This is a genomic window from Veillonella seminalis (genome assembly GCF_003992065.1).
Lineage (GTDB): Bacteria > Bacillota > Negativicutes > Veillonellales > Veillonellaceae > Veillonella_A > Veillonella_A seminalis.
This window is the reverse complement of the sequence record NZ_RQUZ01000010.1, coordinates 78,470-93,915: the sequence shown is the minus strand read 5'-3', so window position 1 is coordinate 93,915 and position 15,446 is coordinate 78,470. Positions and strand designations below refer to the sequence as shown.

Below are 15,446 nucleotides of genomic sequence, written 5' to 3'. Positions count from 1 at the left end.
AGATTTGTGTAGCATAGTAGACTTAGTAAAAAGAGAGTTAGAGGAAGAAGTATGAAGCGTAAGGTTGGGATTATTGGGTTAGGTTTACTTGGCGGTTCTTTGGCAAAAGGACTGGTACAATTTACAGATTATGAAGTAATCGGGTATGCACGGCGTTCGGAAATCTGTGAGCAGGCGTTAGCCGACAAAACAGTGACGCATGCCTATAAAGATCCTAAAGAAGTGGTAGCAGAGGCGGATATTTTGGTATTCGCCTTGCCGCCGGACACTAATGCGAGGCTGTTTGAGGAGTTGGCACCGCTCATTCGGCCTCGCACTCTTATAACCGATGTGTCCAGTACGAAGACGAATTTTGCTCGTACAGTAAAACAGTATTTGCCACAAGGTGCCAAGTTTGTGTCAATTCACCCTATGGCCGGCTCTGAAAAAGGCGGTTATGGCATGGCGAAAGCCGATTTGTTTAAAAACTGTACATGGATTGTGTTGGAAGATGATGTCGAATCCGGTTGGGATGCAGCTGCGGCGGCAGAATTGGCCGAAATGGGCAAGCTTTTGGGCGGTCGGGTAGAGCAGATCCCTATGAGCGTCCATGACGGTTTTATGGCTACCATAAGTCATATGCCTCATATGGTGGCTGCTATGGTTGCCACTATAGCGGGCGGTGATGAATTCGGTGATTTACGCCTAAGACTGGCGGCCGGCGGGTTTCGCGACATTACACGTGTGGCGGGCGGTAATCCCGGCATGTGGCGAGAAATCATAACGGGCAACCGTACGGAAGTGGTCCGTGCGTTATCGGATTTAGAACAACAAATATCAAATATTAAAAATTTACTTTTAACGGCAGATGATGATACACTAGAATCGTATTTGAATGATGCCAAGCACATTCGTGATAAATTTTCCCTGTTATAGGAGGATATGATGGGCTTATTTGAAGAAACTTGTAAAAAGATTACCCCAAAAGACGCCGCCATCGGTGATGCGGTGCAAGCCGTTTGGGATCGTGCCACGCCGTACGGCAGTTTTGGCAAATTGGTAGACATGGTAAAGCAATACGCTATGGTAGCACGTCAACCATCGCCGTCGATTCCGAAACGCTGCATGATTATTGCGGCCGCCGACCACGGTGTGGCGGAAATGGGGGTTAGTGCCTATCCGATTGATGTAACCGTTGGCATGACGCAGAATTACCTGATTCCGAAAGGGGCCGGTGCCAATGCACTGGGCAACTATTGCGGTACCGACATGGAAGTAGTCGATGTGGGTATCAAAGCGGACATGAACTGGGTGCCGGGGTTACGTCATAATAAAATCCGCATGGGAACACGCAATTTTTTAAAAGAACCGGCTATGACCAAAGAAGAAGCCATTCAGGCTATGGAAGTGGGCATTGCCCTCGTTAATGAAAAAGTAGCTGAAGGCTATAATGTATTCCTCGTAGGTGAAATGGGGATTGCCAATACGACGGCCAGTGCCGTTATGACAGCTAAATTCGCCGGTATTACGGCGGAACAGGCCACCGGTCGCGGCACGAACATCTCCGATGAACGCCTTAAAGTTAAACAAAAAGTTGTTCACGATGCGTTGGAAAAATATGCTGATATAGATAAAAACGACGGCCTCGGCATCTTGCATTCCGTAGGCGGTTTGGAATTTGCCTGCATTACCGGGATTATCCTCGGTGCGGCCGCGGCTCATGCCATGGTAATCATTGACGGTTTCAATACCACCGCTTGCGCGTTGGTGGCTCATTCCTTGGTACCTGAAAGCATGGATTATGTAATGGCGTCCCATTTATCCGCTGAAAAAGCACATAACAGAGCTCTTAATACATTGGGTCTTGAAGCCTATGTTAACCTTGGCCTTTGCCTCGGTGAAGCATCGGGCGGATCCATTCAAATGGGGATGCTTGATTTAGCCGTGCGCATGTATCAGGAATTAGAAGGAGGGCACCAAGCATGAGAGACTTTGTGATTAAACCGTTGAATCAGGCATGCATGGATGCGTGCCAGCTTCGTGTAGATAATTTGACCAAACCGATTTACAGTTTGGCTCAATTGGAAAAAATCGCCGTTCGTTTGGCCGGCATCTACAATGTGGAACAGCCGAACCATATTAAAAACGGCGTGCTGATTTTTGCCGGTGATACAGCTGTTGACGGTATGCAAAACCATACCAAAGGCCAGGAAAGCTTGGCTGCCGTGACTCGTCTCGGCAGTGGTCACAGTGCGACCGGGGCGGCCGCTAAAAAATTGGAAGCAGACGTAACGATTGTAGACGTAGGTTTAGAACAAGATACTGCGGCTGTAAAAGGTATTGTCAATAAAAAAGTAGCCAACGGGGCCCGTTTCTTCGGTAAAGCACCGGCCATGACAGCTGAAGAAATGGAAGCTACCTTGGAAGTCGGTTTTCAGATGGCCGATGAATTGGCAGCTAAAGGCGTACAGGCAGTAGCACTCGGTAATGTGGGCGAACGCAGTTTATTGAGCGGTTTGGCTGTTACGGCGGCGATTACCGGCTACCCGATGGCCGAATTGTTGACCGATAATGAATGCACTTTGTCGATTCAGGAAAAAGCGGACCGTTTGAGTGCTACGTTGCAGCGTTATGCCTTGAGCGGCGATGAACCTTTAAAAGTGTTGCAAAGCGTAGGCTCTTTAGACATTGCGGCTATGGTCGGTTTCTATCTTGGTGCGGCCGTTAATCGCATGGCCGTTGTATTTGACAACGCCGTAACCGGTTCTGCTTTATTGGTGGCTCGGGCTATTAATCCGGCCGTGATGGACTTCGTATTCCAGTCGGCAGCCTATAACGAACCGGTTCACAAAGCACAGATGAAATTCTTGGGCATCAGCCCGTTCTTGTATTATGATTTAGAAATGGACGAAGCCGTGGGTTCCGTTATGGGATTATCCGTAGTGGATGCGTCGCTTCATATGTTGAACGACATGAAAACCTTCGGCGAAGCAACGGTGACCGTAGCTGAAGACGGACCGGGCAACAAACGTCAGGATGGGCGGTAATTATGAGTAAGTATTTGCATGGTTTATGTGCGTCCGGTATCAGCGGTAATATGATGATTGGGGCATTGCTTAATTACGGCGTACCGTTCGATTATTTAAAAAAATCGCTGACACCGCTCAATTTAAGCGGCTTTTCGCTGATTCATGAGCAACGTGAAAAAATGGGCGTCGAAGGAACGTATTTTGATGTGAAACTAAAGGGGAATGGTCATGGTCACGCCCATGTGCACACTCATGACGGCATTCACTTTCATACGCATGCTCATGGCGAACGTCGTAATTATCCGGAAATTAAAGCACTCATTGAAGCGGCTCCTTTATCCGATTGGGTAAAGGAAAAAGCTTTGACTGCGTTTTTAAATTTAGGTATGGCGGAAGCCAAAGTGCATAATACGACCTTGGACGAAGTGCATTTCCACGAAGTGGGTGCCATTGATTGTATCATTGATATCGTGGGTACCATGATCTGCTTGGAGTACCTTGATGTGACAGGTATTATCTTCTCACCGCTCCATGTAGGGCAGGGGAAAGTGAAATGTGAGCATGGTCTTATGGATATTCCGACGCCGGCTACGGCGGCTCTATTGGAGGGGTTTCCTACCTATGTGACCCCGGTGCAGGGGGAATTGGTAACGCCGACGGGAGCAGCTTTGGTTAAAACATTGAACGTGAACGGTTTCCAACCGGGCGCAACGGCTCCAACTAAGGAAGAAACACAAATGGCTCTGCTAACTATGATGGATAAAGCCGAAAATGCACCTAAAAAGGGTGTAGGCCTCGGCTTCATGGATTTACCTATCCCTAACGTATTTACTCTCTTTGAGGCGTAAATAGAGCGTTTTATATAGTGTTTTATATAGTGTTTTATATGGCATTAAACCGTATCGGCTCGCTTAAAACGGTGAGCTGATATTTTTGTAAAAAGTTTGTATAATTTTTTTTACAAAAGTGTTGACATGGGACTAAGTTCTTTGGTATCATAATTAAGCAGTCAGGGACAAGACACTTTGAATGCAGTCAAGTTAAAAAAACTACTTGACAATATATCGTTAACGGTGTAGAATAGTTTCTGTTGTGAAATGCGGAAATAGCTCAGTGGTAGAGCACCGCCTTGCCAAGGCGGGGGTCGCGAGTTCGAATCTCGTTTTCCGCTCCATTTTCATTCCTCGATAGCTCAGTCGGTAGAGCAATCGGCTGTTAACCGATCGGTCGTAGGTTCGAGTCCTACTCGGGGAGCCATTTTTTTACTCAGGTTAATACCTTTGTATATATAGGGGTATCGCCAAGCGGTAAGGCAACGGACTCTGACTCCGTCATTCAAAGGTTCGAATCCTTTTACCCCTGCCAATTTATATGACTCATTAGCTCAGCTGGCAGAGCACCTGACTTTTAATCAGGGTGTCCCGCGTTCGAATCGCGGATGAGTCACCACTTTCCGGCCCGTTGGTCAAGCGGTTAAGACACCGCCCTTTCACGGCGGTATCGGGGGTTCGATTCCCCCACGGGTCACCAACTACATGGACGATTAGCTCAGCTGGGAGAGCGCCTGCCTTACAAGCAGGATGTCGGCAGTTCGATCCTGTCATCGTCCACCACATAGAAAAAGAGCTTTTGATACACTGTATGGGTATCAAGAGCTCTTTTTATTTTTAGATTTTAACGGGTAGTTGGGTATATAAATATCACTTCACTAATAACGGGGTTTCGCGAACGTTCGGGGACACTTGTCGAAAAAAGTCATTAACTTTTTTCGATATAACATCTATTAGCATCGATTTATAACTAATATTTTCAGATTGAATAATTTTCGGTATTTTAATACGTAAACATGATAAAGTGACGGTTTCTTAAACGTCATTTTTTTATTTTTTGCACTTTGTTAAATAGAATATATAATTTTAAGTTATTAATATGTTATCGATATGATATAAAAATAAGAGATAGATACATCAAAAATAAATGTAAATAAATCAAAGAATGCAGAATTTAAGGGCATTTTTTTGAAGGGAAAAATAATAAAATTTTTAATTAATTTTAAGAAAAGATTTGATTAAATTTGATAAATATGTCATTATTATATTATAAATGATTAATGTGGATATATAATATGATATTTAGTCATCTTTTTAGGGGATTAAAACTGAATATAGAAGACGATAGGTGAAGGATTATTTTCTTACATTATGGGGATAATTAGGTATAGGTACTTGAAAGGGGTATGTTATATGAGTAAGAAATCCAGAACACTGTTAGTTGTGTCATTGCTTACGAGTTCAGTGCTATATCCGGGGGCGGATGTATTAGCGGCTGATTTAACTACTGATCAGCAGGCCGTGTATGATGCGGTGATTGCAAAATTACAATTGGGAGAAGGCTCTCTTGCCGTAGGTCCTGGAGCTGAGGCTTATGGCAAAGCCGGTATTGCTATTGGTAATACCGCGATAAGTAATACGGAAACTTTGAATGAATCATCCATTGCTATCGGTGATAGAGCAAAAGCTCAAAGCAGTGGCTCTATTGGTATGGGGGTTATCGCGGAGGCTTCAGGAAAACGCAGCATTGCAATGGGTCATCATGCAAATGCTGCCGGTGATTATTCAATGGCCTTAGGAAGTTATAATAACGCAACCGGGGCAGATTCAATTGCAATCGGCCATAATGCTGTTGCTACTAAAAGCTCATCTGTGGCAATCGGGTCTAGTAGTGTAGCCGATAGAGGTTATGACACCTACGGCTATATAGCAGATCATACTGCATTTACTAGTGATATTGAATTACTTACGTATCTTGGCTAGACGAATATTATGCAGCTGTAGAGGCTATTACAGCAAATGAAAAAGATTATAAAGAAAAAGATGCGGCATGGAAAGCTGATAGAGATAATGAAGCATTAAGAGCTGCAGCCGAAGAAGCTAAGACAAAATTGACCGCTAGCCAGCAGGCCTTATTAAAAATTACGGCTGCCTATAAATCGTATTTTGGTGCTGCCTCGGTAGGTACAGATTTTGCGACTCGTTAAATTACCGGTGTGGCAGCAGGTAGTGAAGATACTGATGCTGTTAACGTGGCTCAATTGAAAGATCTTAATACTAAGTTTACTAATAAGTTGGATGATAATAAGATACACTATTTCTCTGTAAACTCTGAGGATCGTAAAGCCCCTGAAGATACGAATTGGAATAATGATGGTGCTACGGGTGAAAATTCGATTGCTATCGGTCAGAATGCAAAAGCATTTGGAATGGAAGGCCAAGCAATGGGAAGTGATGCATGGAGTATCGGGAATTATTCCCAAGCTTGGGGGAATTATGCAATAGCAGGGGTTGAACCGGGTATTGATGAGGCAACTTACAAGGCGTTGCCAGTTGAAGAAAAGAAGGATTATACACGGCAAGATCTATCAATAGGATCACAAGATAATACTTTATATTATCGTACGACTTTTAAAGAGTATACGATGAGCGAATTTATGGCTTTACCTGAGGAAGAACGAAATGATTTAAAAAATAATAAAGGTTATGGTTTTTCCAGTACTAAAAATATGTGGACACCTACACCGCGTTCTATAGCTATCGGTCATTTGACTAAAGCGTTAGGTGCGGCCACGTTAGCGATTGGTAATATAACTGAAGCTACCGGTAATCAGTCCACTGCCATAGGTTCTATGGCTAAAGCCTCAGGAACTTCCAGCTTTGCTGCCGGTGATAGAGCTGAAGCACAACACGTAGGAAGTATTGCTATCGGTATGAAGGCAAAAGCAGGTGATTATTGGGGAACAGCTGTAGGATCTTACACGATCGTAGAGGGTGAGCAGGGTATTGCCCTTGGGGTAAGTACTAAGGTCTACACGGAAAGAGGGGTCGCCTTGGGGGTGGCTTCAAAAGCAGAGCGTGAAAAAGGGGTAATCGGCTATGCCTTAGGTGGCGATAACAGTACTTTTAAAAAGGCTTTGGAATCTAGTGGAGAAAATGTAAGGTACAATAAAGTTTTAGAGACAATTGCGTCCTTAAAAGCTGAATATGATAAATTAATAATTGCTTATAGTAATACTGATGTAGGATCGGCGGCAGAAGCAGAGGCTCGGAAGGCATTAGATGCATGGAACGCAAAACATCCTGAATACCTCGCTGCTGTAAAAGAAAGAGACCAGATGCGTAATGCTTGGCAATCAGGCTTTGGTGCAGTATCTGTAGGCAAAGAAGATGCGACCAGACAGATAACTAATGTAGCAGCCGGTAGTGAAGATTCTGACGCAGTTAACGTGGCACAGTTGAAAGCGCTTAATAATAAACTAAATAATAAAATTAGTGAGGAAAAGGTTCACTATTTTTCTGTAAATGCTGATGATAGTGAATCACCGGATGGTACAAACTGGAATAATGATGGCGCTAAGGGGAAAAATGCGATTGCCATTGGACGGAATGCCTCGACAATAGGCCCGGGGACTATTGCTATTGGTGATAGTGCAAAAATATTCAATGTTAATACACAATATGCATTGGTGATTGGCGAGAATGCTGAGTCCGCTCATGGAAGTATCGTCATTGGTAGAAATGCTAAAGACTATGATACCGATCCGAAGGATGCAGGAAGCGGTATTTTTATTGGTGGGGATGCAAAAAGTTTTGGCGGTGTTGCTCAGGTTGTATTGGGAAACTATGGGAAAGTTAAAGGACAAGGCTCTACCGCTATAGGGAATAGTACACAGGCTCTAGCTTTTCAATCTTTGGCGGTTGGTGAAAGTTCGAAGGCATTGGGTGAAGGTGCATCGGCTATTGGTGCCGGCAGTATTGCTGAATTTGATAATTCCTCGGCTCTCGGCGCTTATACCAATGGGCGAGGCTACCAATCACTGTCTGTTGGAAGAAGTAATGTTGCAGCTGGTCATAATTCTGTAGCGATTGGTTATCAAAGTTTTGCCCACAATGGGTACATAGATGGAGATGCGTATAATGCACTTTCGCCGGAAGAACAGGAAAAATATTTTGAGGCCAGCGGACTTAATGCTTACTTCTTAAAAGATACATCGGATGGTTCAGATTGGAGGAAAATAGGACAAACCTATTTAAATACAGCTGTCGGTTCTTATTCGAGAGCAAATAAACAGGGGGCTACTTTTGGCGGAATGACATCCGCTCAAAAGAGAGGGACGGCTATAGGTACTTATGCAAGTGCAAAGGAACAAGGAGCTGTAGCACTTGGTTATAATTCAAAGGGCAGTATAGAGAATGGAGTTGCTATTGGTGCGTATTCAGTAGCAGACCGTGAAAAAGGTAAAATTGGTTATGCCTTAGGTGGCGATAATAGTTCGTTTGAAGCAGTATTGATATCCACTGGCCAAAAAGCACGATATGATGAGCTTACAACTATGCTTGAGCCTTTAATAGCTGAATATAATGGGTTGACAGATGCCTATTATGATGCAACTACATCCTCAGAACGAGCTGAGGCAGGAAGTAAAATAGATGCTTGGGTTGCTGATCATAGTGATTTCTTCTCTGCTGTAAATGAAAAGAGGTGCATGGCAGTCTGGAAATGACGCTGTTTCCGTAGGCAGTGCAGGATCTACAAGACAAATTATCAATGTTGCGGCCGGTAGTGAAGATACAGATGCAGTCAACGTAGCCCAACTAGAAATTGTGGAATCAATTGCTAAAGCTCACACCGAACTTACTCTTGACGGTAAATCCGCCAAAGCCGGTGCTGATGGTGCCTTAGGCGACTACATTGGCGATAATAATCTCATCATGGCTGTTAAAGATGTCAATGGTCAGAAAGTTTATGATCTCAAGTTGAGTAATGAAGTCGTAATCGGTACGCCTGGCAAGGACGGCAAAGACGGCAAAGACGGTATGACTCGTATCGTATATGTTGACGAAAAGGATAAAGAGCATACAGTAGCTACGTTGGAAGATGGTTTGAAGTTTGCCGGGGATACAGAAAATGTAACCATTCCTAAGAAGCTTAACGAAACTTTAGAAGTTAAAGGTGGCATTAGCGATGCGAAACTACTCACGGATAAAAATATCGGCGTGGTAGCAGCTGATGGTGGCTTAACCGTTAAATTAGCAAAGAACCTTAACTTGGCTGATGGTAGTATCACAATTGCATCTGACTCTATGAAAGATGAAAACGACAAGTGGCTCGTTAAAGACCAAGATGGTAAGTGGTACAGTGATTTAAGAGGGGCCACATATGATGCGGATACGCAGACATATACTAAAGACGGTGAAGCTTTAAATGCTGTAACAAATCTAGCAAGAGGTTCAGTGACGTTAAGTCCTACGGGTCTCGACAATGGTAACCAACGTATCGTTAACGTGGCACCAGGTAAGTTTGATACTGATGCTGTTAATATGGCTCAACTTAGACAAATTGCCAATAAGCCGGAACATCATAACAGAGTTACTGTCTATGGTGAAACGGCTGAACCGGGTGAAAACGGTGAACATGGTGAATATGTTAAAAATCACAACCTCACTATGAGTGTAAAAGAAGTTGATGGTCAATTAATTTACGATATTCAGTTGTCCAAATTCGTCGACTTGGAAGAAGGTCAGTTAACCTTTACACCGCCGCAAGATGAAAACAATCCTACGTTCAGACAGGCGGCCGATGCTAATAGCAGTCAGGTAACTTTAAGTGAAGCCGGCTTGGATAGCGGTAACCAACGTATTATCAATGTTGCTGACGGTGTCGATGATAAAGATGCGGTTAACGTTTCACAGTTGAAAGCCAATAAGGTAACTCTGACTGCCGGTGATAATGTTGAGATTACGCCTAAGACGGAAACTGATGGTTCTACAAATTACACAATTGCGTCTACCGATACGATTACAGGCCTCACTAATATTACGTGGGATCCAACTACCGGTATCGTAAGTGGTCGAGCCGCAACCGAAGATCAGTTGAATGCAGCAATTTCTAACGTTGTAACTTCTGTCGGTGGAGCGCATACCGAACTTACTCTCGACGGTAAATCTGCAACAGCCGGTGAAAATGGTGAGCTAGGCGATTATATTGGCGAAAACAATCTCACTATGGCTGTGAAAGACGTTAACGGTCAGAAAGTTTATGACTTGAAGTTGAGTAATGAAGTCGTTATCGGTACACCGGGCAAGGATGGCAAAGACGGTACGCCTGGTAGCATCGGCTTGGTTGGTCCACAAGGCCCTGCCGGTGAAGATGGCCAACCGGGTAAAAATGCTTACGGCGAAATCTCCGTGAAGAACGGTGCTGATGGTAGTGTACGCATTGGTGGAACTACTGGTGAAGATGGGAATGTTACCGGCGAACGCTCCATTAAGAAAGACTCTGTGATTAACTTCGTTAACGGCTCTAAAATTCAGATTTCCCAGAGCGGTAATGATATCACAGTTGGTTTAGATCCGGCGTTTGTTAAGGAAGTAAACGATAATACAACCAATATTTCCAACTTGACAACTCGTGTAAGTAAGGTTGAAGGCGATGTAACCAATGTTAAGCAAGACATCACTAAGATTAACAACGACATCACCAATATCAACAAAGACATTACTAACATCAACACTAAGATTGAAAACATCGAAGGTAAAGCTGGCGTAGCCAATGTAGTAGGCGATATCGAAACCGGTGTTAAGGTTGAAAAAGTCGATGCTAATGATGCGACTAAGGGTGTCAAATTTAGTCTTGATGAAAAAATCACAGTTGGCGGTATTACTATTGACGGTAAGAAATCCGGTGAAGGTGAAACTGCAAGCCGTACGATTACCGGTTTAACCAATACGAAGTGGTATGCTGATAATGTTGTTGAAGACCGCGCAGCGACAGAAGGTCAGTTGAAAGATTTTGCCAGCACTATAGCAGGTTCTGTTGGTGCAACTACGATTAACGGCGATGATAATATCAACGCTGTGAAAGTGGAAGGCAAGAATGAGTACAACTTATCCTTAAGTGACGACTTGAAAGTTGGCAACAGTATTTCCGTTGATAACATGACGTACATTTCCAAAGATGGTATCAATGCTAATGACAAGGAAATTAAGAATGTCAAAGCTGTAGAACTTTCGGCCGATGGAAGCAGTGCCGCTACAACCGGCCAGGTTTACATGGTTCGTGAAGAATTGTCAACAGCTATCGGTGGTGTAGCAACAGCCGTTCAAAACAATGCACATCAAATTTCCAAACTGGATTCGAAGGTTAATAAATCCGATGCCGGTGCCGCCGCTTTGGCAGCCTTGCATCCACTCGATTACGATCCGGATAACAAGTGGAACTTCACGGCCGGTATGGGTACTTATCATGGCTCTAACGCGGTAGCCTTGGGTGCCTTCTATCGTCCGAATGAAAACACTTTATTCAGTATCGGCGGATCTATGGGTAATGGCGAAAACATGATGAACATGGGCGTCAGCTTGAAGTTCGGTAATTCCAATCCGTATGCCGGCATGAGCAAAGGTCGTTTAATTGAGTATGTTGAAAAACAAACCAGTGAAATTGATGATTTGAAAGCTCAGAACGAAAGTCAAAATGAACGAATTCAGAAGTTGGAAGAATTGGTTCAGTCCTTAATGAGTGCGCGATAGTTGAATCAAGGCAGTACCTAATTGTAAGGGTGTAAATAGCGATACACAATTGTAAGGGTGTATATAGCAGTACATTTCTGTAGTTAGTGTTAAGGCAGGAGGTGGCACAGGGGAGCTAAGCAAGAGTTTCCACAAAGCAATTTTAGTCAATCGTGGCAGTCAGTGAATGCAGGGGACGCGGCTTGACTAAAAAATGCAGTAGTAACTATTTTTCTTAAGCAAATGAGGCTGTATCTAAAATGTGAGTAAAATTGCATTTGGATACAGCCTCTTTGTTTTATTTTATTGTTTTTGCTCCATTGTTTTGTCCTATAACCATTGCATTGATTCATTGTTTTTGCTCTATCTCCCTCTTTTTGCGTCACTCATTTCATATTCTCCCTCTGTTCCGTTGTGCAATTTACGGCAATACTATATAATTAATTAAATAGAGAATTTTAACATATAGTTGTGAAGGAGATAGTATGCGATTACGTAGAAAACCTTGGATTGACGAGGCTATTCATGAATATGATTCCCATGTAATTTTGGAAAACCACGAGGTACATAAAGGCAAGTGGCGTGAGCTGTTTGAAGATCCAACCAAACCTTTATACTTTGAACTAGGTACCGGTAAGGGCCGCTTTATAGCCGGCATGGCAGAAACTTATCCGGATGCTAACTTCGTAGGCTTTGAAGTGCAGTTGGGCGTTTTATATTATGCGGCACAGAAGGTATTTGAACGAAATTTACCGAATGCCAAGGTATCTTTATTTGATATTGCCGGTATTGAAGATGTTGTAGCACCGGGCGAAGTTGACCGTTTTTACATTAACTTCTGTGATCCATGGCCAAAAGCACGTCATGCCAAACGTCGTTTGACATACCGTACGTTTTTAGACAGATACGCTCGTTTGTTAAAACCACAGGGCGAAATTCATTTCAAAACCGACAATGAAGGACTCTTCTTGTTCTCTTTAGAAGAATTTAAAGAATGCGGTTGGACATTAAAAAATGTAACTTACGATTTACACAGCACGGATATGCCGAATGTAATGACCGAATACGAAGAAAAATTCAGTAAAAAAGGACAGCCTATTTTCCGTTTGGAAGCAATCAAACCTGAGGAGGCGTAGCCATGGCTCAAGAGGTTAAAAAAAAGCCTGCATTCAGTTTGAAAATGTTGTTCCGTAATGATGCACAAGCCATTATGGTAATGGTGGGCATTTGGATTATTATCGGCAGTTTCAATATATATAGTGCCACATCCGTTGATTTGGTGCGGCAAGGTTCGTTTTTTTCCAGTAATATCGTAAAACACATATTCTATTTATGTGTAGGCCTGTTTTTCGGGCGAATGCTGTATCGTTTGGATTATCGGAGATTTAAAAATTCAAATACCTTAAACAGCATCATGTTGGTCGTTTTGATTGCTTTGCTGGTAGTTTTTGTGGCCGGTGAAGTCATTAACGGTGCACGTCGTTGGATTCCGTTGCCTTTTGGCGCTTCGATTCAGCCGTCTGAATTTGCTAAGTTGGCTGTTATTTTGTGGGCCGCTAAATGCATTGATGATTGGCGTAAGCGCTATCCGACAGTGGAATTGTTTGAAAAACACGATTGTTATGGCAAACCGTATAAATTTCAGACGCAGTTTAATATTTCAAAAGCCTTGTGGGCTCCGATTGCGTTTGCCACATTGACCTTAATTCAGCCGGATACGGGGACTGCCGTGTTGATTTTGGCCTTTCCGTTGCTTTTGATGGTAATGGGCAAAATGAGCAAGGAATCTCGTAAGCGTTTGATGGTGTTGGGCAGCATTGTCATAGCCGGCTTTGTGGTTCTCGTTATGATGTCACCCTATCGTTTAGAACGTATTTTGGCATGGCTTGATCCTTGGGGACATGCACAGACACTTAGTTATCAAAGTGTTCAAAGTATGTTGGCCATCGGGTCCGGCGGCATTTTAGGGCAGGGCCTCGGTGAAGGGACCGCCAAATACTTTTACTTGCCGGAAGCACATACAGACTTTGCCTTTGCGGTTTGGGCACAGGAAACGGGCATAATTGGAGCGTTGTTGTTAACCGCAGTCGTATTCTTATTCGTTTATTACGGCTTACGGGTGGCTGCCGATGCTTGCGATTTATTCGGTAAATTAGTAGCCATCGGGATAACTTGCCTTATTGGCGGACAGGCCTTTTTCAATATGTTGATGGTTTGCGGTGTACTGCCGGTTACCGGGGTACCGTTGCCGTTTGTTTCTTACGGCGGTTCATCATTAGTAATGAATATGTTGGCTATTGCGATATTACTCAGCATTTCACGAAGCAATGAATTGGCTAATCGTCGAATTGGAGCACAAGGTGTGGCACCGTCACTTCGTGAAGAAACGCGTAGTCGTTTCAGACCGACTGCCGGTGGTGTCAGATAGAACAGGATTAACGCGTTAGCGTGAAGGTTTTTTACGAACGTTAGCTGTTTAGTGTGTTGTTGAATATCTGTATTTAACCGTCAATTGACGGCATTAAATAAATTAAACGATCTTTTATGTGTTAAAACAAGGATTTCAGAAAGGATTTAGAGGAATGAAAGACTTTATTGACGTATCTGAACGGCCGTCAAATGTGGCCATGTTGCCGTTGAGTTTTCAACATTTATTTGCTATGTTCGGGGCTACCGTATTGGTTCCGTACTTATTAAAAGCGGATCCGGCAACGGCGTTATTTATGAACGGGATTGGTACCATTCTGTACTTATTTATTTGTAAAGGAAAAATTCCTTCTTATTTAGGTTCCAGTTTTGCGTTTATTGCGCCGGTATTATCCGTTATGGCAGCCGGCATGTCTTATGAAGCGGCACAAGGCGGGTTTATTGCTTTCGGTTTAGCATTTATCGTGTTGTCATTCATCGTTCGTGCCGTAGGTATTGGTTGGATTGATTTGTTATTCCCACCGGCTGCGATGGGGGCTATTATTGCCGTTATCGGCTTGGAACTCGGTCCGGTAGCTATGGGTATGGCCGGTATCGTCGGCGACAGCTGGCAGACCTTGGGCATGACGCACACACAAGTTGTGACGATTTCTATGTTCTCCTTGATTGTAACTATCTTGGGTACTGTTATTTTCCGCGGTTTCTTTGCGGTAATTCCTGTATTAATCGGTGTTGTATCCGGTTATGTGTTAGCGGCCTTCATGGGCGTGGTAGATTTTTCAAAAGTATCCGAAGCAGCTTGGTTCTCCTTGCCTCATATGACCACACCGGTTTTCAATATTAATGCAATCTTGATGATTATGCCGGCCTTGTTCGTTGTGTTTGCGGAACATGTAGGCCACTTGGTAGTAACCAGTAACATCGTAGGTCGTGACCTCATGAAAGATCCGGGGCTTGAACGTTCGTTGTTGGGCGATGGTATTGCTAACATTCTCTCCGGTTTCTTTGGTGCTACGCCAAATACGACATATGGTGAAAATATCGGCGTTTTGGCCATCACGCGTGTATTCAGCGTGTATGTTATTGGCGGAGCTGCCGTTTTAGCGATTATCTTCTCCTTTATCGGTAAAATTGCTGCTTTAATCCATGCGATTCCGGTACCGGTTATGGGTGGTGTAAGTATCTTGTTGTTCGGTATCATTGCGGCATCCGGCTTGCGTATGCTCGTTGAACGTAAGGTTGATTATACCCGTCCTGATAATTTGATTTTAACGTCCATCGTTATGATTACAGGTCTCAGCGGCGCTCAGGTAACACTTGGTCCGGTTGTCCTTCAAGGCATGGGCCTTGCTACCGTAGTGGCTGTTATTTTAAGCCTTTGTTTCGCCATTCTTCGCAAAACAGGTATTGGTAATAAACAGCTTAAACACGACTAAGTCATGTATTTGAC

General features: G+C 43.6%; 10 protein-coding genes and 6 tRNA genes. All 16 read left to right on the top strand.

Annotation, left to right across the window (positions count from 1 at the left end):
• Nucleotides 1–51 precede the first annotated feature (51 nt).
• The 16 genes from EO126_RS08010 (at nt 52) to uraA (ending at nt 15,432) form a co-directional block, all read left to right on the top strand.
• Entirely contained in the window at nt 52–915 is an 864-nt protein-coding gene (locus EO126_RS08010; protein WP_006556299.1) for a prephenate dehydrogenase, read from the top strand.
• A 9-nt stretch (nt 916–924) separates the two neighbouring features.
• On the top strand, nt 925–1,965 hold the full coding sequence (cobT, locus tag EO126_RS08005) for a nicotinate-nucleotide--dimethylbenzimidazole phosphoribosyltransferase (RefSeq protein WP_127008395.1): 1,041 nt from the start codon (nt 925–927) through the stop codon (nt 1,963–1,965).
• Nucleotides 1,962–3,026 (top strand): nicotinate-nucleotide--dimethylbenzimidazole phosphoribosyltransferase, encoded by a 1,065-nt coding sequence (locus tag EO126_RS08000; protein WP_006556301.1) that lies wholly within the window; start codon nt 1,962–1,964, stop codon nt 3,024–3,026. The genes cobT and EO126_RS08000 overlap by 4 nt, the downstream gene beginning before the upstream one ends.
• A 2-nt stretch (nt 3,027–3,028) precedes the next feature.
• Complete coding sequence (gene larC, locus EO126_RS07995) at nt 3,029–3,856, top strand: nickel pincer cofactor biosynthesis protein LarC (protein WP_006556302.1); 828 nt, start codon at nt 3,029–3,031, stop codon at nt 3,854–3,856.
• 251 nt (nt 3,857–4,107) lie between these two features.
• Nucleotides 4,108–4,182 (top strand) — tRNA-Gly (locus EO126_RS07990).
• 7 nt (nt 4,183–4,189) lie between these two features.
• A tRNA-Asn gene (locus EO126_RS07985) sits at nt 4,190–4,265 on the top strand.
• 33 nt (nt 4,266–4,298) lie between these two features.
• Nucleotides 4,299–4,373: transfer RNA gene (locus EO126_RS07980), tRNA-Gln, on the top strand.
• Nucleotides 4,374–4,381: 8 nt separating this feature from the next.
• Nucleotides 4,382–4,457 (top strand) — tRNA-Lys (locus EO126_RS07975).
• Nucleotides 4,458–4,463: 6 nt separating this feature from the next.
• Nucleotides 4,464–4,538: transfer RNA gene (locus EO126_RS07970), tRNA-Glu, on the top strand.
• A 7-nt stretch (nt 4,539–4,545) separates the two neighbouring features.
• A tRNA-Val gene (locus EO126_RS07965) sits at nt 4,546–4,621 on the top strand.
• Nucleotides 4,622–5,287: 666 nt separating this feature from the next.
• A complete protein-coding gene (locus EO126_RS07960; RefSeq protein WP_164726727.1) occupies nt 5,288–5,821 on the top strand; it encodes a hypothetical protein in 534 nt (177 codons plus the stop codon).
• Nucleotides 5,822–6,054: 233 nt separating this feature from the next.
• A complete protein-coding gene (locus tag EO126_RS07955) occupies nt 6,055–8,565 on the top strand; it encodes a hypothetical protein (RefSeq protein ID WP_127008393.1) in 2,511 nt (836 codons plus the stop codon).
• Complete coding sequence (locus EO126_RS10755) at nt 8,534–11,590, top strand: YadA-like family protein (RefSeq protein WP_164726726.1); 3,057 nt, start codon at nt 8,534–8,536, stop codon at nt 11,588–11,590. Before EO126_RS07955 ends, EO126_RS10755 begins: the two co-directional genes overlap by 32 nt.
• A gap of 464 nt (nt 11,591–12,054) precedes the next feature.
• Nucleotides 12,055–12,705: a tRNA (guanosine(46)-N7)-methyltransferase TrmB gene (gene trmB, locus EO126_RS07930; protein WP_006556307.1), complete on the top strand. Its 651-nt coding sequence runs from the start codon at nt 12,055–12,057 to the stop codon at nt 12,703–12,705.
• A 2-nt stretch (nt 12,706–12,707) separates the two neighbouring features.
• Entirely contained in the window at nt 12,708–13,997 is a 1,290-nt protein-coding gene (locus EO126_RS07925; RefSeq protein WP_127008391.1) for an FtsW/RodA/SpoVE family cell cycle protein, read from the top strand.
• A 154-nt stretch (nt 13,998–14,151) separates the two neighbouring features.
• Nucleotides 14,152–15,432 (top strand): uracil permease, encoded by a 1,281-nt coding sequence (gene uraA / locus EO126_RS07920; protein WP_006556309.1) that lies wholly within the window; start codon nt 14,152–14,154, stop codon nt 15,430–15,432.
• Nucleotides 15,433–15,446 lie beyond the last annotated feature (14 nt).